We start from the raw sequence: 21,875 nt of genomic DNA, 5'->3' as shown, positions 1-21,875 counted from the left end.
CAGAGAAGTTAAGCCTCGTCACGCCGATGGTACTGCGTAACAGTGGGAGAGTAGGTAGCCGCCGTTTTTAAGAAGCCCCTTGATTCAACTAAGAATCAAGGGGCTTTCTGTTTTTATATGAATTAGGTGAAATACCGATAGCTTTTGTTATTTAATCTTGTATTAATATCCTGTTTGTCGTTTTAAGTATATAGATATTTCCAAATGTCTTTTGGATTCCTTATATTTGTTTACCGGCTTGAATGATCCGGTAAATGTGTCATTTAGTAATAGAAAAGGGGCAAAAGCGGAGCAAAATAGGTGTAGGACTGTGATTTTTTTGCAAACAAATCTTTTTCTTTTCTTCTTTCTCTTTTTTATCAAATTGATTTTTGTAAATTTGGCGAGAATCTGGTAAAGGACACACAGTAAAGTTAATATAGTAATAATACTAAATTCTCCTGTTAATATGGAAAACAAAATTCAAGAGTTGACCGATAAGATTTATCGTGAAGGCGTGGAAAAAGGAAACGAGGAAGCGCAGAGACTTATCGCGAATGCTCAGGAAGAAGCTAAGAAAATCATTGAGGATGCCCGAAAAGAGGCAGAATCAATTGTTAACTCCTCTCGTAAATCTGCTGATGAGTTAGCAGAGAATACAAAATCAGAGTTAAAACTATTTGCCGGTCAGGCTGTGAATGCGCTCAAATCTGAAGTCGCTACAATGGTAACTGACAAGTTGATAACCGCTTCTGTGAAAGATTTCGCTCAGGATAAAGATTACCTGAACGCGTTTATCGTAGCATTGGCATCCAAATGGAGCATAGATGAACCTATCGTCATCTCAACAGCCGATGCGGAATCACTGAAAAAGTATTTTGCAGCTCATGCAAAAGCTTTGTTAGACAAGGGAGTGACTATCCAGCAAGTAAATGGTATCAAAACTCTGTTTACCGTTTCTCCGGCGGACGGTTCGTATAAGGTGAACTTCGGAGAAGAAGAATTCATGAATTACTTCAAAGCGTTCTTGCGTCCTCAATTAGTAGAAATGCTATTTTAAAAGAAGCGACTATGAGTAGTAAGTACTATTACTTGGTAGCAGGTTTGCCGGAACTTTCGCTGGAAGACAGCAAGCTGAGCTATACAGTAGCCGATTTTAAAACTGAAATCTACAATGGATTGTCTGCTTCAGACCGGAAGTTGATCGACTTGTTTTATCTGAAGTTTGATAATGCAAATGTGCTGAAACTTCTCAAAGATAAAGAAGCGGAAATCGACAAACGGGGAAACTACTCTGCTGAAGAGCTCACAGAATATATTTCTATTCTGAGAGAAGGCGGAGAAATCAGTCCTAAAGAATTTCCGGTCTATCTTTCCACTTTTATAACTGATTATTTGAATACTCCGGCTGAAAGTACGACTTTGCACGAAGATCATCTGGCTGCTTTGTATTATGAGTATGCTATGCAGTGTGGGAATAAGTTTGTTTCTGCCTGGTTTGAATTCAATCTGAACATCAATAACATTCTAGTTGCATTTACCAGCCGTAAATTCAAATGGGATATTGCTTCTAATGTTGTGGGAAATACGGAAGTATGTGAAGCATTGCGTACATCGAGTGCCCGCGATTTCGGACTCTCCGGTGAAGTGGATGTTTTTGAATCGTTAGTGAAAATCAGTGAGATTACAGAATTGGTGGAGCGTGAGAAGAAGTTGGATGCCCTGCGGTGGAACTGGATGGAGGATGCTATTTTCTTCGACTATTTCACTATTGAGCGTATTTTCGCTTTCCTGCTGAAGCTGGAAATGATTGAAAGGTGGATTTCACTGGATAAGGAAAGAGGTAATCAGTTGTTCAGAAGCATTATTGAGTCGCTGAAGAACGAAGTGCAGATTCCTGCAGAATTCAGATAATAAAATTAAAGAAATATATGGCAACAAAAGGAACTGTTAGTGGCGTTATTGCCAACATGGTGACCCTCGTCGTTGACGGACCGGTAGCTCAAAATGAGATTTGTTATATCTCGACCGGTGGCGATAAGTTGATGGCGGAGGTGATTAAGGTTGTAGGTTCACATGTATATGTCCAGGTGTTCGAAAGTACCCGTGGACTGAAAGTGGGCGCCGAAGCCGAATTTACAGGACACATGCTTGAGGTGACATTAGGTCCGGGCATGTTATCGAAAAACTATGATGGTCTGCAAAATGACCTCGACAAGATGGACGGAGTTTTCCTGAAGAGAGGACAATATACGTATCCGCTGGATAAAGAGCGTATATGGCATTTCGTACCATTGGTGAATGTAGGTGACAAAGTGCAGGCTTCTGCATGGTTGGGACAGGTGGATGAAAACTTTCAGCCGTTGAAAATAATGGCCCCGTTCACTATGAAGGGAACGGCTACCGTAAAAACAATCATGCCGGAAGGTGATTATAAGATAGAAGACACCATCGCAATTCTGACAGACGAAGAAGGTAATGATATTCCTGTAACTATGATTCAGAGATGGCCCGTAAAACGTGCGATGACGAATTATAAGGAAAAACCGCGTCCTTTCAAATTGTTGGAGACTGGTGTACGTGTGATTGATACGCTGAATCCGATTGTGGAAGGCGGTACGGGATTTATCCCCGGTCCGTTCGGTACAGGTAAAACGGTGCTTCAGCATGCTATCTCTAAGCAGGCGGAAGCGGATATCGTTATCATTGCAGCTTGTGGTGAACGTGCTAATGAAGTTGTGGAAATCTTTACCGAGTTTCCCGAACTGGTAGACCCGCACACAGGACGTAAGTTGATGGAGCGTACTATTATTATTGCCAATACTTCTAACATGCCGGTAGCTGCCCGTGAAGCATCTGTATATACAGCGATGACATTGGCAGAATATTACCGTTCAATGGGATTGAAAGTCTTGTTGATGGCTGACTCTACTTCCCGCTGGGCACAGGCTTTGCGTGAGATGTCCAACCGTATGGAAGAGTTGCCTGGCCCAGATGCTTTCCCGATGGATATTTCGGCTATTATCTCTAACTTCTACGGTCGTGCGGGATATGTAAAACTGAACAATGACGAAACGGGTTCTATTACATTTATCGGTACGGTATCTCCTGCCGGTGGTAACTTGAAAGAGCCGGTGACTGAAAATACGAAGAAGGTAGCCCGTTGTTTCTATGCTTTGGAACAGGATCGTGCTGATAAAAAACGTTATCCGGCAGTGAATCCGATTGATTCTTATTCAAAATATATCGAATACCCGGAATTTGAAGAGTATATCAAAGATCATATCAACGATGAATGGATCGGAAAAGTCAATGAACTTAAGACCCGTTTACAACGTGGTAAGGAAATTGCCGAACAGATCAATATTCTCGGTGACGATGGTGTGCCGGTAGAATATCACGTGATCTTCTGGAAATCTGAATTGATTGACTTTGTAATCCTGCAACAGGATGCTTTCGATGAAATTGACGCGGTAACTCCGATGGAACGTCAGGAAGACATTCTGAATATGATAATCGACATCTGTCATACGGAATTTGAATTTGATAACTTCAACGAAGTAATGGACTACTTCAAGAAGATGATTAATATCTGTAAGCAGATGAACTACTCGAAGTTCAAATCAGAACAGTATGAAGGATTCCAGAAACAACTGAAGGAATTGATTGAAGAGAGGAAACTTCAATCGTAAATCGTAAATTGTTAAATCGTAAATAAGTAAGATGGCAACAAAAGCTTTTCAAAAGATATATACCAAGATTACTCAGATTACCAAGGCTACTTGTTCGTTGAAAGCGACAGGGGTAGGGTATGATGAGCTTGCCACCGTGGACGGTAAGCTGGCGCAGGTGGTTAAGATTGCCGGTGACGATGTCACTTTGCAGGTATTTGAAGGTACGGAAGGTATTCCGACTAATGCCGAAGTAGTATTTCTCGGCAAATCGCCTACATTGAAAGTGAGTGAGCAGCTGGCCGGACGTTTCTTCAATGCTTTCGGTGACCCGATTGATGGAGGTCCGGACATTGAAGGACAAGAAGTAGAAATTGGTGGTCCGTCTGTGAATCCGGTTCGACGTAAACAACCGTCGGAACTGATTGCAACAGGCATTGCCGGTATCGATTTGAACAATACACTGGTATCCGGTCAGAAGATTCCGTTCTTTGCCGATCCGGACCAACCGTTCAACCAGGTAATGGCAAACGTGGCCTTACGTGCTGAAACGGATAAGATTATCCTCGGCGGTATGGGTATGACGAATGACGACTACTTGTACTTTAAGAATGTGTTCTCTAACGCCGGTGCGCTCGACCGTATCGTGAGTTTCATGAATACGACCGAAAACCCGCCAGTAGAACGTTTGCTGATTCCGGATATGGCACTGACTGCAGCTGAATATTTTGCTGTAAATAATAATGAGAAAGTGTTGGTACTGTTGACAGATATGACGAGCTACGCCGATGCGTTGGCAATCGTATCCAACCGTATGGACCAGATTCCGTCTAAAGACTCTATGCCGGGATCACTTTACTCGGACTTGGCAAAGATTTACGAAAAGGCGGTGCAATTCCCTTCCGGCGGTTCAATCACAATTATTGCGGTGACTACTTTGTCCGGTGGAGATATTACTCATGCTGTGCCTGATAATACGGGTTACATCACAGAAGGTCAGTTGTTCCTGCGCCGTGATAGTGATATTGGTAAGGTTATTGTTGACCCGTTCCGTTCATTGTCTCGTTTGAAACAGCTGGTTACCGGTAAGAAGACGCGTAAGGACCATCCGCAGGTGATGAATGCTGCCGTACGTCTTTATGCCGATGCTGCTAACGCTAAAACGAAGATGGAAAATGGTTTCGACCTGACAAACTACGACGAACGTACGTTGGCTTTTGCGAAGGACTATTCCAATCAGTTATTGGCTATTGATGTTAACCTTGATACAACTGAAATGCTGGACGTTGCCTGGGGCTTGTTCGGTAAATATTTCCGTCCGGAAGAAGTGAATATCAAGAAAGACTTGGTGGATCAATACTGGCCAAAACAAAATAATTAGACAATTAGGCGATTTGCCGTTTACGGTTGAAGTTTGTGGATTATCTATGTTTATAAGAAGTAATTTCAATCGTCTGATTGTAAATCGTTAAATTAGTAAATCAACGAGATGGCTATAAAGTTTCAATATAACAAAACCTCTCTTCAGCAGCTCGAAAAGCAACTGAAAGTGCGGGTGCGTACGCTTCCTATCATTAAGAATAAGGAAAGTGCCCTCCGCATGGAAGTGAAACGCTGTAAAACGGAAGCTGCCGATCTGGAGGATAGGCTCGAACAACAAATTCAAGCCTATGAAGCCATGTTCGCCCTTTGGAATGAGTTTGACGCTTCATTAATAAAGGTGAATGATGTTCATCTTGGCGTGAAAAAGATTGCGGGTGTGCGCGTACCGTTGCTCGAGAATGTAGAATTCGAGATACGTCCGTACAGTATGTTTAATGCTCCCAAGTGGTATGCCGACGGTATCCACCTGTTGGAAGAGCTGGCTCATACGGCAATTGAACGTGAATTTATGCTTGCCAAGCTGAACTTGTTAGAACATGCAAGGAAAAAGACCACTCAAAAGGTGAACCTTTTTGAGAAGGTGCAGATACCGGGCTATCAGGATGCATTGCGAAAGATCAAGCGATTTATGGAAGATGAAGAAAACCTGTCGAAATCTTCGCAAAAGATCATGAAGTCCCATCAAGAAAAAAGGAAGGAGGTAGAGGCATGATTACAAAAATGAAGAAACTCACTTTCCTGGTGTATCACAAAGAGTATGAAGAATTCTTGAACAGCCTGCGGGAACTTGGTGTAGTCCATGTTGTGGAGAAACAACAGGGGGCTGCCGATAATACAGAACTGCAAGAGAACATTCGTCTTTCCAACCGCTTGGCGGCTACTTTGAAGTTGCTTCAGAATCAGAAGCATGAAAAGAATGCCGTGATTGCTATGGAAGGAGGAACGGCTGCCCGTGGAATGCAAGTGTTGGACGAAGTGGATGCTTTACAAACAGAGCATGGAAAGCTGTCACAGCAGTTGCAAAGCTATGCCAAAGAAAAAGAAGCTCTGGAAGCTTGGGGTAACTTTGAACCGGCAAATGTTCAGAAGCTGAAAGATGCCGGTTATGTAATCGGTTTCTATAGCTGTTCGGAAGGAAATTACAAAGAAGAGTGGGAAACGGAATACAATGCAATGATTGTGAACCGCATTTCTTCTAAAGTATTTTTCGTGACTGTAACGAAAGGTGGAGAGGAAGTGGACTTGGATGTAGAGCAGGCCAAATTACCTGCATACTCTTTGGCACATCTTGAAACGCTTTACAATACAACAGAACAGGCCGTTGAAGAGAATGAAAAGAAACTGGTTGCGCTTTCCGAAACGGATATTCCTTCATTGAAGGTTGCTCTGAAAGAGTTGCAAAGCCAGATTGAATTCTCTAAAGTTGTGTTAAGTTCCGAGCAGACTGCCGGTGACAAACTGATGTTGATTGAAGGATGGGCGCCTGCATTCAGTCAAGTGGAGATAGAGGCTTATCTGAATGACGCACATGTATATTATGAGATTACCGATCCGATGCCGGGCGATAATGTTCCTATTCGATTGAATAATAAAGGATTCTTTGCTTGGTTTGAACCGATCTGTAAGCTGTATATGCTTCCGAAGTATAATGAGTTGGACTTGACGCCGTTCTTTGCCCCATTCTTTATGGTCTTTTTCGGACTTTGTCTGGGAGATTCCGGATATGGTTTGTTCCTGTTCCTGGGAGCTACGGCCTATCGGTTGATGGCGAAGAAAGTAACCCCGTCAATGAAGTCAATCATCTCATTGATACAGGTATTGGCGGTATCAACGTTCTTCTGCGGTTTGCTGACTGGTACGTTCTTCGGAGCGAACATCTACAATTTGGATTGGCCGATTATTCAACGCCTGAAACATGCTGTCATGATGGATAATAATGATATGTTCCAATTATCGTTGATATTGGGAGCTATCCAGATTCTATTCGGTATGGTGCTGAAGGCTGTGAATCAGACGATTCAGTTTGGTTTCAAATATGCAGTGGCAACTATCGGATGGATCATCCTGCTGGTTTCAATGGCAGTTTCAGCTTTGTTACCGGACGTAATGCCGATGGGAAGCACGGTGCACTTGATAATCCTGGGTGTTTCGGCTGCTATGATCTTCCTTTATAACAGTCCGGGAAAGAACATATTCCTGAATATCGGACTGGGATTATGGGATTCATACAACATGGTTACCGGTTTGCTAGGAGATGTTTTGTCCTACGTTCGTTTGTTTGCCCTCGGACTTTCCGGAGGTATTCTGGCGGGAGTGTTCAACAGTCTGGCAGTGGGTATGAGTCCGGATAATGTAATAGCAGGCCCGATTGTAATGGTGTTGATTTTCGTGATTGGTCATGCAATCAATATTTTCATGAATGTGCTGGGTGCAATGGTTCACCCGATGCGTCTGACGTTCGTTGAGTTCTTCAAGAACTCCGGATATGAAGGAGGCGGTAAAGAGTACAAACCGTTCAGAAATTAAAAACTGAAGATTAAAAATTAGAAATAGAGAATTAATATTTTAAGAATTAAACAATAAAAAATAGAATAAGATTATGGAAATGAATTTGTTTATCGCCTACATTGGCATCGCGATTATGGTTGGTTTGTCAGGCATTGGTAGTGCTTACGGAGTAACTATTGCAGGTAATGCTGCCATCGGAGCATTGAAGAAGAATGATAGTGCATTCGGTAACTTTCTGGTATTGACAGCTCTTCCGGGTACACAGGGGCTTTATGGTTTTGCCGGTTATTTCATGTTTCAGACTATCTTCGGCATTTTGACTCCTGAAATTACAGCTATTCAGGCATCAGCAGTTCTTGGTGCGGGTATTGCTTTAGGATTGGTTGCCTTATTCTCCGCTATCCGTCAGGGACAAGTTTGTGCAAATGGTATCGCAGCTATCGGACAGGGACACAATGTATTTAGTAATACGTTGATTCTTGCCGTATTCCCCGAGCTTTATGCAATCGTTGCTTTGGCTGCAACCTTCTTGATCGGTAGTGCACTCGTAGCATAATTTTTAGCAAGAATATTTCTTATAAAGTAGTTTCAATCCCCTTGTACATGCAGCTTTGCATGTACAAGGGGATATTCTTTTTTCATTATAGGGCAACGTTTCTTTCCTCTTCTTAACTCATATTTTTCGCATAAAGTATTATTTTTCAAAGAATAATGTGTACTTTTGCACTCGCATACTAAAAAGAGTTTTAATATATTATATGGTAAAAGATTTATTAACCCCCGATTATATCTTCGAGTCCAGCTGGGAAGTATGTAATAAAGTGGGAGGGATATATACCGTCTTGTCGACACGGGCAAATACATTGCAGGAAAAGTTCCGCGACAGAATTTTCTTCATAGGTCCTGATGTATGGCAAGGAAAAGAAAATCCTCTATTCATCGAGTCGGATAACCTATGTGCTGCTTGGAAAAAGCATGCATTTGAGAAAGACGAACTTTCTGTCCGTATAGGACGATGGAATATCCCCGGTGAACCCATAGTCATTCTTGTTGATTTCCAACCTTTTTTTGAAAAGAAAGACGATATATACACAGAAATGTGGAATCGTTATCAAGTAGATTCGTTGCACGCTTATGGCGATTACGACGAAGCTTCTATGTTTTCATACGCTGCGGGAAGAGTGGTAGAGAGTTTCTATCGCTACAACCTGACAGAAACAGATAAGGTGGTATATCAGGCACATGAATGGATGACTGGAATGGGAGCACTTTATGTACAGGAAGCTGTGCCGGAGGTGGCTACTATTTTTACGACCCATGCTACTTCTATCGGTCGTTCTATTGCCGGTAATCATAAACCGTTGTACGACTATCTGTTTGCTTATAATGGCGATCAGATGGCGCAGGAACTGAATATGCAATCGAAACACTCGATTGAAAAACAGACTGCACATTACGTAGACTGTTTTACGACGGTGAGCGAAATAACCAATAATGAGTGTAAGGAATTACTGGATAAACCGGCAGATGTTGTTCTGATGAACGGTTTTGAAGATGATTTCGTACCGAAAGGAAGCACATTTACTGGAAAACGTAAACGTGCGCGTGCTTTGATGCTCAATGTAGCGAATAAATTATTGGGAACAAATCTGGGTGATGATACGTTAATTGTCGGAACCAGTGGAAGATATGAGTTTAAGAATAAAGGTATTGATGTCTTTTTGGAATCATTAAACCGCTTGAACAGGGATAAGAACCTGCATAAGAATGTTTTGGCATTCATCAATGTACCCGGTTGGGTAGGAGAACCCCGTGAGGATTTGCAGGGACGTTTGAAGAGCAAGGAGAAGTTTGATACTCCGCTCGAAGTTCCGTTTATCACTCATTGGCTGCATAATATGACTCATGACCAGGTGTTGGACATGTTGAAATATCTGGGAATGGGCAATCGTCCGGAAGATAAGGTTAAAGTGATTTTTGTACCTTGTTATCTGGATGGTCGTGATGGCATCATGAATAAAGAATATTATGATATATTGTTGGGACAGGATTTGAGTGTCTATGCTTCTTATTACGAACCGTGGGGATATACTCCACTGGAAAGTGTAGCATTCCATGTGCCGACAATCACTACTGATCTGGCAGGATTCGGGCTTTGGGTAAACAGCCTGAAGAACCAGCATGGCATTAATGATGGGGTAGAGGTGCTGCATCGTTCGGACTATAATTATTCGGAAGTGGCGGATGGTATCAAAGATACGATCACGTTATTTGCGGATAAGACAGAGAAAGAAGTGAAGGAAATCCGTAAGCGTGCTGCCGAAGTGGCAGAACAGGCTTTATGGAAGCATTTTATACAATATTACTATGAGGCTTATGACATTGCCTTGCGCAATGCTATGAAGCGTCAGTTGAGTTAAGAAAGAATTATTTATCAATAAGTAAACGTAAACATTATGAAAATCAAAGTTAGTAATGTGAATACTCCCAACTGGAAAGAGGTTACTGTAAAATCACGTATACCGGAAGAGTTGGAGAAGTTGTCTGAAATCGCACGCAACATTTGGTGGGCATGGAATTTTGAAGCGACTGAACTGTTTAGAGATCTAGATCCGGAACTTTGGAAAGAATGTGGACAGAATCCAGTACTGTTGTTGGAACGTATGAGCTATGAAAAGCTGGAAGCGCTGGCAAAGGACAAAGTGATTCTAAGAAGAATGAATGAAGTTTATACGAAATTCAGAGATTACATGGATGTGAAGCCGGATGAGCAACGCCCATCTATCGCTTATTTCAGTATGGAATATGGCTTGAGCAGCGTCCTGAAAATATATTCCGGTGGTCTGGGTGTATTGGCTGGTGACTATCTGAAAGAGGCTTCCGATAGCAATGTTGATTTGTGTGCGGTAGGCTTCTTGTATCGTTACGGCTACTTTACTCAAACGTTGTCTATGGATGGACAGCAGATTGCCAACTACGAAGCACAAAACTTCGGTCAACTTCCTATTGAACGTGTAATGGATGCCAATGGTCAGCCGTTGATAGTTGACGTTCCTTATCTTGATTATTTTGTTCATGCAAACGTATGGCGTGTAAACGTTGGACGTATTTCTTTGTATCTGCTTGATACGGATAATGAAATGAACAGTGAATTCGACCGTCCTATCACTCACCAGCTTTATGGCGGCGACTGGGAAAACCGTTTGAAACAAGAAATCTTGTTGGGTATCGGTGGTATCCTGACTTTGAAAGCACTGGGCATCAAGAAAGATGTTTATCACTGTAATGAAGGACATGCTGCATTAATCAATGTTCAGCGTATCTGCGACTATGTAGCTACAGGATTGACTTTCGATCAAGCTATCGAGTTGGTTCGTGCTTCTTCTCTTTACACTGTTCATACTCCGGTTCCTGCAGGCCACGACTATTTTGATGAAGGTCTGTTTGGCAAATATATGGGTGGTTATCCTTCCAAAATGGGTATTTCATGGGATGACTTGATGGATCTTGGACGTAACAATCCGGGTGATAAGGGCGAACGTTTCTGTATGTCTGTTTTTGCTTGTAACACTTCACAGGAAGTGAACGGTGTGAGCTGGCTGCACGGAAAAGTTTCTCAAGAAATGTTCTCTTCTATCTGGAAAGGTTATTTCCCGGAAGAAAGCCACGTAGGATATGTAACGAATGGTGTTCACTTCCCGACTTGGAGTGCAACTGAATGGAAAGAACTGTACTTTAAATATTTCAACGAAAACTTCTGGTTCGATCAATCTAATCCTAAGATTTGGGAAGCTATCTACAATGTGCCCGATGAAGAGATTTGGAAGACTCGCATAACTATGAAGAATAAGTTGGTTGACTATATCCGTAAGTCATTCCGCGATACATGGTTGAAGAACCAGGGAGATCCTTCCCGTATTGTTTCATTGATGGATAAGATCAATCCGAATGCATTGCTGATTGGTTTCGGTCGTCGTTTTGCTACTTACAAACGTGCACACCTGTTGTTCACCGACTTGGAGCGTCTTTCTAAGATTGTGAATAATCCTGATTATCCGGTACAATTCCTGTTTACAGGTAAAGCTCACCCGCACGATGGTGCAGGTCAGGGTTTGATTAAGCGTATTATCGAGATCTCTCGCCGTCCGGAATTCTTGGGTAAGATAATCTTCCTCGAAAATTACGATATGCAATTGGCTCGTCGTCTGGTTTCCGGCGTTGATATCTGGTTGAATACTCCGACTCGTCCGTTGGAAGCATCCGGTACATCGGGTGAAAAAGCTTTGATGAACGGTGTTGTTAACTTCTCTGTATTAGACGGATGGTGGCTGGAAGGTTACCGTGAGGGTGCAGGTTGGGCGTTGACAGAAAAACGTACTTATCAGAATCAGGAACATCAGGATCAATTGGATGCTGCTACTATTTACAGTATTCTTGAAACTGAAATCTTGCCGTTGTATTACGCACGTAATAAGAAAGGATATTCTGAAGGCTGGATCAAAGTGGTGAAGAATTCTATCGCACAGATCGCTCCTCATTATACAATGAAGCGTCAGTTGGATGATTACTATAGCAAATTCTATTGCAAACTGGCGAAACGTTTCCAAACTTTGGCTGCTAATGATAATGCGAAAGCAAAAGAAATTGCAGCTTGGAAAGAAGATGTGGTCGCTAAATGGGATGCTATTGAAATCGTATCTTGCGACAAGGTAGAAGACTTGAAGAACGGTGATATCGAAAGCGGAAAAGAATATACTATTACTTACGTGATCGATGAAAAAGGCTTGAATGATGCAGTGGGACTTGAATTGGTTACTACTTACGCAACTGCAGACGGAAAACAACATATTTACTCTGTAGAACCGTTTAGTGTAATCAAGAAAGAAGGTAACTTGTATACATTCCAAGTTAAACACAGTTTGTCAAATGCAGGTAGTTTCAAGGTGTCTTACCGTATGTTCCCGAAGAATCCGGAACTTCCACACCGTCAAGATTTCTGCTACGTACGTTGGTTTATCTAATAGCTTGAAATGGTGGAGTAGGGAAGTGTTACTTCCTTACTTCTCTGTATAATAAAGATAGCCCCTGCAATCGATCGAATTGCAGGGGCTATTTCATGATGTACAGGATAAAATTACCTTCTCTTTAACCTTTGGGCTTACTTTATAGCTTCTGCAATTTTTGCCTGAAGTTCTTCTCCATGCAAACCGCGAGCGATAATTTTGCCATTGCCATCAATCAATACAGTGTGAGGAATACTGTTTACAGCATAAAGCTGTGCACCTTCACTTTGCCAGAATTTCAGGTCGGACATTTGCGGCCAAGTCATGTTCATCTTCTTGATTGCTTCTTTCCATGCAGCTTCATCCTGGTCGAGAGATACGCCTACGATTTCGAAGTTCTTACCTTTGTACTTAGCGTAAGTTTCTACCAGATTAGGCATTTCGCGACGGCAAGGACCGCACCAGCTAGCCCAGAAGTCAACCAATACCACTTTGCCTTTTCCCACATAGTCAGACAACTTCACAGTCTTTCCTTCCGGAGTCTGCATTTCGAAATCTACAAATTGAGTACCTACGGCAGTCTTTTTCTGCTTGTCAGTCATCTCTTTGATCCTTACGATTGTTTCGTCATTCTGGAAATTAGCAGGAATTTGTTGCAACAAAGCTTCATTTTCGTCAGTAGAGTTATTGTAGAACGTTTGTTTAAACAAGAATACTCCAACCGGATTGGTGATGTTCTTCTTAACACCTTCTTTGATTGCTTTGTCATACTGTTCTTCCAGCTGGGCACCCTCTTTTTGTTTGGCTTCTTTCTGCTCATCACTTAAAGAAGTATCGCCCATTGCCTCATAAACAGCATTCATTTTCTTGCTGATGTCATTGATTTGAGCTCTGATTTCCTGGTACGCATCATTGTTCGGAGTACCGGTCACAGCATCGTTATCCTTGGTCAGGGCAACGTTGATTTTTCCGTTTTCGAGGAAGAAATCAATCATCAATGGTTCTCCGTTCACTTCGCAAGTGACATAGCGGCTAACCACAGAATCTTGTGTACCTTCAAAGGTAAAAGTACCTTTGGTGATAACAGCTGTATCTAGTTTGGTCAGATTTCTACCAGTAGCTTCCTGAAGATAAACGGTGTCACCATCGCTTGCACCTTCTACCGTACCTGTGACAACGTATCCGGCTTTGTTTCCGCCCGTACAAGCTACCATGCCTAACGCTGCCGTTGCAATAACTAAATAAGTTAACTTTTTCATGCTTTTGTAAAATTAGTGAATAAATATTTATGCAAAGATAGATTTTTTTTCTGTTGGGCATCGAAAAACACTGTTATATTAGATTAACACGTAGGTGGAAACCGCAGAAATGTGTACCTTTGCAGCCCAAACTTTAGTATGAATATGCAAGAAGATAAATCCATTATTGAGGTGAGCCATGTATCGAAGTATTTTGGCGATAAAACAGCATTGGATGATGTGACTCTGAACGTGAAAAAGGGCGAGTTTGTCACTATACTTGGTCCTTCCGGTTGCGGTAAAACCACGTTGTTGCGTCTCATTGCCGGTTTTCAGACAGCTTCGGAAGGCGAGATCCGAATTTCGGGGATGGAAATAACACAAACCCCTCCCCACAAGCGTCCGGTGAATACGGTATTCCAGAAATACGCTTTATTCCCGCACTTGAATGTATATGATAACATTGCTTTCGGCTTGAAGTTGAAAAAGACGCCGAAACAGACCATTGAAAAGAAGGTGAAGGCTGCTTTGAAAATGGTAGGGATGACAGATTATGAATATCGTGATGTGGATTCTCTGTCCGGCGGTCAGCAACAACGTGTAGCCATTGCCCGTGCCATTGTGAATGAGCCGGAGGTGTTGCTATTGGATGAGCCGTTGGCAGCGCTCGACCTGAAAATGCGTAAGGATATGCAAATGGAGCTCAAAGAAATGCATAAATCTTTGGGTATAACATTTGTTTATGTCACTCATGATCAAGAAGAGGCACTTACGTTGAGTGATACGATTGTCGTGATGAGTGAAGGAAAGATTCAGCAGATCGGTACACCGATTGATATATACAATGAACCCATCAACGCTTTTGTCGCCGACTTTATCGGAGAAAGTAATATTCTCAATGGTACCATGATTCATGATAAGCTGGTACGCTTTTGCGGTACGGAGTTTGAATGTGTGGATGAAGGATTTGGTGAAAATGTTCCGGTAGACGTAGTCATCCGTCCGGAAGATCTTTATATTTTCCCCGTTTCGGATATGGCGCAGTTGGTAGGCGTGGTAGAAACTTCTATTTTCAAAGGTGTGCATTATGAAATGACGGTGATGTGTGGCGGATATGAATTCCTAGTACAGGATTACCATCATTTTGAAGTAGGAGCGGAAGTCGGACTGCTGGTGAAGCCGTTTGATATTCATATCATGAAGAAAGAGCGTATCTGCAATACATTTGAAGGAAAATTGCGGGATGCCACTCATGTGGAATTTCTGGGTTGTAACTTTGAATGTACTCCGGTGGAAGATATAGCTGCCGATACGAATGTCAAAGTGGAAGTAGACTTTGAAAAAGTGATTCTTCAGGATAATGAAGAAGACGGGACGCTGACAGGTGAGGTGAAATTCATCCTTTACAAGGGTGACCATTATCATCTGACTGTATTGTCAGACTGGGACGAGAATGTATTTGTAGATACGAACGATGTATGGGATGACGGAGACCGTGTAGGTATCACCATTCCTCCAGATGCTATTCGTATAATTAAAATAACCGATTAACAGGAAAGGAAGTGAATAAGAAGTTTATAGTCTTTTTGTCATCACGTAAGAGTTGGACTCTCCCTTACATTATTTTTTCGGCGATCTTTGTGATCATACCGTTGTTCTTAATTGTCGTATACGCCTTTACCGATGATAGCGGTCATTTGACACTCGCCAATTTTCAGAAGTTCTTCGAACATCCCGAAGCAATCAATACCTTTGTATATTCTATCGGTATTGCTATCATTACCACCCTTGTTTGTATTTTACTGGGTTATCCTGCCGCATGGATATTGAGTAACAGTAAACTGAACCGTTCCAAGACGATGGTCGTACTGTTTATCCTGCCGATGTGGGTAAATATTCTTGTGCGTACCCTTGCCACTGTTGCCTTGTTCGACTTTTTCAGTGTACCGTTGGGAGAGGGAGCATTGATATTCGGTATGGTATACAATTTTATTCCCTTTATGATCTATCCCATCTACAACACGTTGCAGAAGATGGATCATAGTTATATTGAAGCTGCACAAGACTTGGGAGCCAATCCGGTGCAAGTCTTTCTGAAAGCAGTTCTTCCGCTTTCCATGCCGGGTGTGATGAGCGGGATTATGATGGTGTTCATGCCGACTATATCGACATTTGCCATTGCCGAGTTGCTGACGATGAATAACATCAAACTCTTTGGTACGACGATTCAGGAAAATATCAATAACAGCATGTGGAACTATGGAGCGGCACTTTCGCTTATTATGTTGCTGCTGATTGCTGCTACTTCTCTGTTCAGTACCGATGATAAGGAAAATTCAAACGAAGGAGGCGGGCTATGGTAAAGAAGATATTTGCACAGACCTATTTATGGATATTGCTGCTCATGCTTTATTCTCCCATTGTAATCATTGTGATCTATTCATTTACCGAGGCGAAAGTATTGGGTAACTGGACAGGGTTCTCTACCAAACTTTATTCTTCGCTATTCACTACCGGTGCTCATCATTCGTTGATGAATGCACTGATTAATACAATTACTATCGCCCTGCTGGCTGCAACCGCATCTACATTATTGGGAAGCATTGCCGCTATCGGTATATTCAACCTGAAAGCCCGTTCACGCAAAGCGATTGGATTTGTGAACAGTATTCCAATTCTGAATGGTGATATTATCACCGGTATATCACTGTTTCTTTTGTTTGTGTCTCTGGGAATCACGCAAGGATACACAACCGTAGTGCTTGCTCATATTACCTTTTGTACGCCATACGTTGTTTTGAGCGTTCTGCCTCGTTTGAAGCAGATGAATCCGAATATTTATGAGGCTGCTCTTGACTTGGGAGCGACTCCCATGCAGGCTTTGTGGAAAGTCATTGTTCCCGAGATTCGTCCGGGAATGATTAGTGGTTTTATGCTTGCATTGACCCTGTCCATTGACGATTTTGCCGTAACTGTCTTTACCATTGGTAATCAAGGTTTGGAGACACTCTCTACTTACATCTACGCCGATGCCCGCAAGGGAGGACTGACCCCGGAACTTCGTCCGCTTTCGGCTATCATTTTTGTCGTGGTATTGGCGTTGTTGATTGCCATCAATTACCGGGCAGGAAAAACGAAGAAAAAAGATTAATAGACCATCAAATGTGCTACTACGTAAATAAAATGAAAAGAATAATTCCCGTAATCCTGCTCTTACTGACCTTGACCGGATGCTACAACTCCGGTGAACCTCGTGAGCGGGTTCTTAAAATCTACAACTGGGCAGACTACATCGGCGAAGGTGTACTCGAGGATTTCCAGGCATATTATAAAGAACAGACCGGCGAGAATATACGTATCGTTTACCAGACATTTGACATCAACGAGATCATGCTGACGAAGATTGAAAAGGGGCATGAGGATTTTGATGTGGTCTGTCCTTCGGAATATATCATCGAGCGTATGTTGAAGAAACATTTGCTACTGCCCATCGATACGAATTTTGCACATTCTCCTAACTACATAAATAATGTAGCTCCGTTTATCCGCGAACAAATCAATAAATTGAGCCAACCGGGTGAGAAAGCGAGCCGCTATGCTGTCTGTTATATGTGGGGAACGGCTGGAATTCTGTATAACCGAGCCTATGTACCCGATTCGGTAGCGTTGTCCTGGGATTGTCTTTGGAATAAAAAGTACGCCGGAAAAATCCTGATGAAGGATAGTTATCGTGATGCTTACGGAACAGCCGTCATCTATGCACATGCGAAGGAGTTGAAAGACGGAACGGTGACAGTAGAAGAGCTGATGAACGACTACTCTCCACGTGCGATGGAACTGGCCGAAAAATACCTGAAAGCCTTGAAACCGAATATTGCCGGTTGGGAAGCGGATTTCGGTAAGGAGATGATGACGAAGAATAAAGCCTGGCTGAATATGACTTGGAGCGGTGACGCAATCTGGGCGATTGAAGAGGCAAATGCGGTAGGAGTGGACTTGGATTATGAAGTTCCCGAGGAAGGGAGCAATATCTGGTATGACGGTTGGGTGATTCCGAAATATGCCAGAAATCCGGAAGCAGCCAGTTATTTTATCAACTTTATGTGCCGTCCGGACATTGCTTTGCGGAATATGGATTTCTGCGGATATGTAAGTTCCATAGCTACGCCCGACATATTGGAAGAGAAAATAGATACGACCCTCCATTATTATGCCGATTTAAGTTACTTTTTCGGACCGGGTGCAGACAGCATACAAATTGATAAGATACAATATCCGGATCGCAAAGTGGTGGAACGATGTGCCATGATTCGTGACTTTGGCGATCAGACAAAAGAAGTTCTTGATATTTGGTCGCGTATTAAGGGTGATAATTTGGGGGTTGGTATAACTATTCTTATCTTTGTCGTTGTTGCATTGATGAGTGGCTGGATGATTTATAAAAGATGGCAGCGTTACAGCCGCCAGAAACAACAGAGGCGCAGAAGCAGAAGGAAAAAGATAAAGAGGAGTTAATTCTTCCGGATTATAAAGATAAAATAAAAAAATACGGAAATGAAAAAAATACTGGTTGCATTTGTGACCTTGTCATGCTTTGCATTGACTGGCTATGCACACTGTATCTGAATATAAAATCAATTAAAAAATTGGTTACTCCTGAAAAGTAAGAGGAATATAAACTTGAAAGAATAAGAAGCACGGTGAACGGAATGCTAATGGCAGGATGTTCACCGTGTTTTGTTTTATCGTCTTTTCATATTCCGAAGTATATCTTTGGTATCTTTGTCTACCCGGAAAGACTCGATTGTTTTTTGCAGTGCTTTGTTGTAAGTCCAGTTATCCAATGTACTATGTTTCAGATATTCCATTGTCTTTTGAGGAAATTTGATGAAACACAATGATAGCATCCATGCCATACCCATACGTGCATAATAAGCATCATGATTGAATAAATCGGCATATTCCAGTAATGAATCAATATGTTCGTCATCCACATAGTGGAAAAGCATCACAATCCCGAAGCGTATTTCAAATTCTTTAGAGGATTTCAGATAAGGTTGGATAAATTGCCATACGTTTTCTTTCCCTTTTTTTACCGCAGTTTTCAGTTCGCTGCAGAAAATGTCGCATACAGCCCAATTATCTATACGGGGAATGAACATCGCTACATATTTCATTCGTTCTTCAAGTTCCATTTTTGCCAGTCCGATAATCATTCCCTGAAGCATTGTTTCTTCATAATAGTTCGTATCGGTTGACTCAACAAATGTACGCCAGTCCTCTTTTTTTATAATTTCTTTGGCCATGATTCGCAGTTGGGGGATACGTACACCGAGAATGTTGTTAGCTCCCGGAAGGAGGGAAGAGTGAAATTCCTGATATTTGGCATCTGCTAATGCTTGTAATTCTTTCCGGATGTTTTCTGTTGTAGTCATTTTCATATAGTTGGTTATTTCACAAAGGTATAAAAAAAGAGTATGCGCATCATGTGACGGCATACTCTTTTTGGAGATAATTCCCATCATAATGAAAATACTTTGGGAAAGTTTATACGGTTAGTCACTTCTTGTCCATGTCGAAACTGAATGTAGTAGGCGAGAAGTCTTCAAACGGCTGTCCTTCTACTTCCACTTTGGTTGCTTTGATTTCAAATGTAAGTTTTTGGTCTTTATATGTATATTGGCCCTTTTCTTCCGCTTCTATGGTTACTTTTATCGTAATTTGAGGAGCCTCTTCTCCGTCTTCCTGTACTTGAGTCGGGAGAGTATATTTTATTTCCAAAGGTTCAGGTTTTAGTTGAAGTAGAATGGATCCTTTACTGTCATCATTAAAAGCAGCGGTATAAGGAATGTTGTAATTGATATCGCCCAGATTCTCAATGATAATTCCGGCAGCTTCTTCACCAACGATACTTTTGATCAGATCGTCTACCGGCAGCTTTTTAATCATAACCTGATTGTCTTTTACTTCAGCGGTAACGGTGGCTCCTTCCGGTTGTTCTTCTTTGGGGGAATTAGTCTGTGGGTTAACGGGCGGATCAGACTTTGTCAACATGGTACCGGAATAATTTCCATCCACATCTTTAAGAGAATATATGGGAATGTCTGAATCATCATCATTACTACATGCTGTAAAAGTGGTTATCAGGCCTAACGCGGCTACAAATAAAACTAAGCGATTAAAACAAGGAACTTTTTTTATTTCAGTTAAAGTTTTCATACTGTTTAAAATTAGATTATTAATTTTCAAAATTAAGGTGTACGTACATAGGGTAAATGCCGGTAATTGTAAAATACTGCACAAGGAAATAAAAAACAGAATATTTTTTTGCAAGAACACTGTTGCAGAGGTCCCGATGGATGGGACCTTTAAGCAAATAGCAGGCTTTGTATATTATTGTTTTTTCGTAATAGATTCACTGGGCGTTATTCCAAAATATTCTTTGTATTTGTTGCGGAAGTTTTTCAGATTCTTCAATCCGATCATTTCCGGAACTACATAAACAGAGTATTTTCCACTTTCCAACAGTTCACGGGCTTTTTCCATACGAATCCGGTATATAAAATATTTAGGTGCTTCTCCTGTCAGCGATTTCCATTTATTGAAAAATGTGGTTCTGCTCATGCACAATTCGGATGCGACTTCATCTATAGTCAAATTTTCCTGGTCTATATTTTTTAGAATGAAATCCTTTACAAGGTTGATAAAGGTATAATTTTTTTCACTCAAAGTATTATCATCCTCTTCTATTTTAAGAAATTGTTCTCCGAATACTTTTTGTAGGAATGATTTTCGGAGAAAACGACTGTTTTTAATCAGGACGTTCATCTCTATTTTTAAATCTTCTATATGAAAAGGCGTATTTATAAAGACATCGGCCAAAGAAGTTTCTCTGGTATTGTGTTGTCTTCCATTCAGATATGAGCCGTAGAGGATAATGGGAATGATTGAAGTTTCACAGGAAGTTTTCAATCTTGATGAAAGCTCATTGCCGTACATACCATGCAGCATGGTGTCACAGACCACAATGTCTGGATATTCTTCCTTTATGTATGTCAGGGCTTCCAGACCGTTTCCGAAGCTTTTTACAATAAAATGATCAGATAAATGCGTTTCCAGGTAAGATCTGAAATCGATATTGCTGTCAGCAAGTAGTACAGTGGGTTTAACAGACTTTCTTTTATGAGACTTTTTACAGAATAAAGAGTCTATTTTTTTTTCTTCATGATTGGCAATGATTTGTATGGGAGTGTATTTGGATATACTTTTATGTGTGTATTCTTTTGAAAGATTTTTTTCTTTTTGTATAAGAATGATATAGAAGTAAATACAATAAATAGAAAATCCTTCTACAATGAACAGTGGGATAAAGTTTAATTGATAAATAAGAATTATAACCATGATGACAGGAACGAGGGGCGACGTTGTTATTGAATATTTCATATGAATTTGTTTTTAATAGCGCCACTTAGATGAGATACACCAATTTCCTTTGTTGGGGATAAAAGAGGATATTCACTGTAACTATGATCTCATAGTTGTACATTCATAGACTCAAAATATAAACTCATAATTATTTATATCTTGAGGGGGAATAGTTGAAGGTGAAGTCTATATAGAGAGTCTGAATTCTAACAGTTTGAATCATTCTTTCGGAAATGGTGAATTTCCTCCAAGTAACAATAATAGATCTATTTCTTGTTTATTGAATGTTTTATATATTGTATGAAAATACAGGTGGGGGAGAGCGTGTGGCATATTCGGTACTATCGATAAATATCTCGATGAGTACCATTTTATATTTTCTCATATATAGTTAGAAAGGAAGTACGATTTATTCCTGCGAAGTAAAAATAATGATAAGTTGTAACAAGTGGATGATGTTGTGAATGTTCTATGATGGTTTGTTGTTGTTTGGTGTGCTTATAGCGATAAATGGTGAAGTATAATTACGATTTGTTAGGATTGCGCTGCTGTGAGTTAACAAAAGACTGAAAGCAGTGTACCGTTTTTTTAGACACTGTCCACAATTTTGTGTAAATGGAACCAGGATTCAGTTGTAAGTTTCCTCTTATATCTGTATTCTGTTTTCA

16 protein-coding genes and 1 pseudogene are annotated in these 21,875 nt (G+C 41.2%); 13 read left to right on the top strand and 4 right to left on the bottom strand.

What is annotated here, in order from left to right:
• Positions 1-448: 448 nt before the first annotated feature.
• The 9 genes from I2I04_RS22190 to I2I04_RS22150 all read left to right on the top strand — a co-directional run bounded on the left by I2I04_RS22190 (position 449) and on the right by I2I04_RS22150 (position 12,562).
• Positions 449-1,039 carry a V-type ATP synthase subunit E family protein gene (locus I2I04_RS22190; protein ID WP_004316780.1) on the top strand — a complete coding sequence of 197 codons (591 nt, stop codon included), beginning with the start codon at positions 449-451 and terminating at the stop codon, positions 1,037-1,039.
• A gap of 11 nt (positions 1,040-1,050) precedes the next feature.
• Positions 1,051-1,893 carry a DUF2764 domain-containing protein gene (locus tag I2I04_RS22185; protein ID WP_195655891.1) on the top strand — a complete coding sequence of 281 codons (843 nt, stop codon included), beginning with the start codon at positions 1,051-1,053 and terminating at the stop codon, positions 1,891-1,893.
• 17 nt (positions 1,894-1,910) lie between these two features.
• The gene (locus I2I04_RS22180) at positions 1,911-3,671 is read left to right on the top strand and encodes a V-type ATP synthase subunit A (protein WP_143259929.1); all 1,761 of its coding nucleotides are present in this window, start codon (positions 1,911-1,913) and stop codon (positions 3,669-3,671) included.
• 31 nt (positions 3,672-3,702) lie between these two features.
• Positions 3,703-5,031, top strand: coding sequence for a V-type ATP synthase subunit B (locus I2I04_RS22175; protein WP_004297639.1), 1,329 nt, complete (start codon positions 3,703-3,705; stop codon positions 5,029-5,031).
• Positions 5,032-5,139: 108 nt separating this feature from the next.
• On the top strand, positions 5,140-5,745 hold the full coding sequence (locus I2I04_RS22170; protein WP_004297640.1) for a V-type ATP synthase subunit D: 606 nt from the start codon (positions 5,140-5,142) through the stop codon (positions 5,743-5,745).
• A complete protein-coding gene (locus tag I2I04_RS22165; protein WP_195655890.1) occupies positions 5,742-7,559 on the top strand; it encodes a V-type ATP synthase subunit I in 1,818 nt (605 codons plus the stop codon). The genes I2I04_RS22170 and I2I04_RS22165 overlap by 4 nt, the downstream gene beginning before the upstream one ends.
• A gap of 73 nt (positions 7,560-7,632) precedes the next feature.
• Positions 7,633-8,097 carry a V-type ATP synthase subunit K gene (locus I2I04_RS22160; RefSeq protein ID WP_004316776.1) on the top strand — a complete coding sequence of 155 codons (465 nt, stop codon included), beginning with the start codon at positions 7,633-7,635 and terminating at the stop codon, positions 8,095-8,097.
• Positions 8,098-8,299: 202 nt separating this feature from the next.
• Positions 8,300-9,961 carry a glycogen/starch synthase gene (locus I2I04_RS22155; RefSeq protein WP_195470939.1) on the top strand — a complete coding sequence of 554 codons (1,662 nt, stop codon included), beginning with the start codon at positions 8,300-8,302 and terminating at the stop codon, positions 9,959-9,961.
• 36 nt (positions 9,962-9,997) lie between these two features.
• Positions 9,998-12,562 carry a glycosyltransferase family 1 protein gene (locus I2I04_RS22150; protein WP_143259926.1) on the top strand — a complete coding sequence of 855 codons (2,565 nt, stop codon included), beginning with the start codon at positions 9,998-10,000 and terminating at the stop codon, positions 12,560-12,562.
• A gap of 137 nt (positions 12,563-12,699) precedes the next feature.
• Here I2I04_RS22150 and I2I04_RS22145 read toward each other — a convergent pair whose 3' ends face one another.
• A complete protein-coding gene (locus tag I2I04_RS22145) occupies positions 12,700-13,803 on the bottom strand; it encodes a TlpA disulfide reductase family protein (protein WP_143259925.1) in 1,104 nt (367 codons plus the stop codon).
• A 138-nt stretch (positions 13,804-13,941) separates the two neighbouring features.
• Here I2I04_RS22145 and potA point away from each other — a divergent pair, with 138 nt between their 5' ends.
• Genes potA through I2I04_RS22125 form a run of 4 tightly spaced genes read left to right on the top strand, consistent with a single transcriptional unit; the run spans position 13,942 to position 18,297 of the window.
• A complete protein-coding gene (potA, locus tag I2I04_RS22140) occupies positions 13,942-15,333 on the top strand; it encodes a polyamine ABC transporter ATP-binding protein (protein ID WP_143259924.1) in 1,392 nt (463 codons plus the stop codon).
• 11 nt (positions 15,334-15,344) lie between these two features.
• Entirely contained in the window at positions 15,345-16,145 is an 801-nt protein-coding gene (locus tag I2I04_RS22135; RefSeq protein ID WP_185911503.1) for an ABC transporter permease, read from the top strand.
• Complete coding sequence (locus I2I04_RS22130; protein ID WP_143259923.1) at positions 16,139-16,933, top strand: ABC transporter permease; 795 nt, start codon at positions 16,139-16,141, stop codon at positions 16,931-16,933. Before I2I04_RS22135 ends, I2I04_RS22130 begins: the two co-directional genes overlap by 7 nt.
• Positions 16,934-16,965: 32 nt before the next feature.
• Positions 16,966-18,297 (top strand): ABC transporter substrate-binding protein, encoded by a 1,332-nt coding sequence (locus I2I04_RS22125; RefSeq protein ID WP_143259922.1) that lies wholly within the window; start codon positions 16,966-16,968, stop codon positions 18,295-18,297.
• A gap of 227 nt (positions 18,298-18,524) precedes the next feature.
• Here I2I04_RS22125 and I2I04_RS22120 read toward each other — a convergent pair whose 3' ends face one another.
• From I2I04_RS22120 to I2I04_RS22110, 3 genes and pseudogenes are all read right to left on the bottom strand, one after another.
• Positions 18,525-19,217 (bottom strand): DNA alkylation repair protein, encoded by a 693-nt coding sequence (locus I2I04_RS22120; protein WP_185911648.1) that lies wholly within the window; start codon positions 19,215-19,217, stop codon positions 18,525-18,527.
• Between the two features lie 124 nt (positions 19,218-19,341).
• Positions 19,342-20,001 (bottom strand): DUF4840 domain-containing protein, encoded by a 660-nt coding sequence (locus tag I2I04_RS22115; protein ID WP_195655889.1) that lies wholly within the window; start codon positions 19,999-20,001, stop codon positions 19,342-19,344.
• Between the two features lie 174 nt (positions 20,002-20,175).
• A pseudogene (locus I2I04_RS22110) lies at positions 20,176-21,051 on the bottom strand (helix-turn-helix domain-containing protein); the annotation flags it as partial.
• Positions 21,052-21,875: the final 824 nt, after the last annotated feature.

Source organism: Bacteroides sp. 1001136B_160425_E2, from assembly GCF_015559655.1.
Lineage (GTDB): Bacteria > Bacteroidota > Bacteroidia > Bacteroidales > Bacteroidaceae > Bacteroides > Bacteroides luhongzhouii.
The sequence above is the reverse complement of the archived record's forward strand: the minus strand, read 5'-3'. Positions and strand labels throughout refer to the sequence as shown.

Coding starts and splice junctions, on each gene's coding strand:
- I2I04_RS22190 (WP_004316780.1), top strand. CDS start 449: ATGGAAAACAAAATTCAAGAGTTGACCGATAAGATTTATCGTGAAGGC.
- I2I04_RS22185 (WP_195655891.1), top strand. CDS start 1,051: ATGAGTAGTAAGTACTATTACTTGGTAGCAGGTTTGCCGGAACTTTCG.
- I2I04_RS22180 (WP_143259929.1), top strand. CDS start 1,911: ATGGCAACAAAAGGAACTGTTAGTGGCGTTATTGCCAACATGGTGACC.
- I2I04_RS22175 (WP_004297639.1), top strand. CDS start 3,703: ATGGCAACAAAAGCTTTTCAAAAGATATATACCAAGATTACTCAGATT.
- I2I04_RS22170 (WP_004297640.1), top strand. CDS start 5,140: ATGGCTATAAAGTTTCAATATAACAAAACCTCTCTTCAGCAGCTCGAA.
- I2I04_RS22165 (WP_195655890.1), top strand. CDS start 5,742: ATGATTACAAAAATGAAGAAACTCACTTTCCTGGTGTATCACAAAGAG.
- I2I04_RS22160 (WP_004316776.1), top strand. CDS start 7,633: ATGGAAATGAATTTGTTTATCGCCTACATTGGCATCGCGATTATGGTT.
- I2I04_RS22155 (WP_195470939.1), top strand. CDS start 8,300: ATGGTAAAAGATTTATTAACCCCCGATTATATCTTCGAGTCCAGCTGG.
- I2I04_RS22150 (WP_143259926.1), top strand. CDS start 9,998: ATGAAAATCAAAGTTAGTAATGTGAATACTCCCAACTGGAAAGAGGTT.
- I2I04_RS22145 (WP_143259925.1), bottom strand. CDS start 13,803: ATGAAAAAGTTAACTTATTTAGTTATTGCAACGGCAGCGTTAGGCATG.
- potA (WP_143259924.1), top strand. CDS start 13,942: ATGAATATGCAAGAAGATAAATCCATTATTGAGGTGAGCCATGTATCG.
- I2I04_RS22130 (WP_143259923.1), top strand. CDS start 16,139: ATGGTAAAGAAGATATTTGCACAGACCTATTTATGGATATTGCTGCTC.
- I2I04_RS22125 (WP_143259922.1), top strand. CDS start 16,966: ATGAAAAGAATAATTCCCGTAATCCTGCTCTTACTGACCTTGACCGGA.
- I2I04_RS22120 (WP_185911648.1), bottom strand. CDS start 19,217: ATGACTACAACAGAAAACATCCGGAAAGAATTACAAGCATTAGCAGAT.
- I2I04_RS22115 (WP_195655889.1), bottom strand. CDS start 20,001: ATGAAAACTTTAACTGAAATAAAAAAAGTTCCTTGTTTTAATCGCTTA.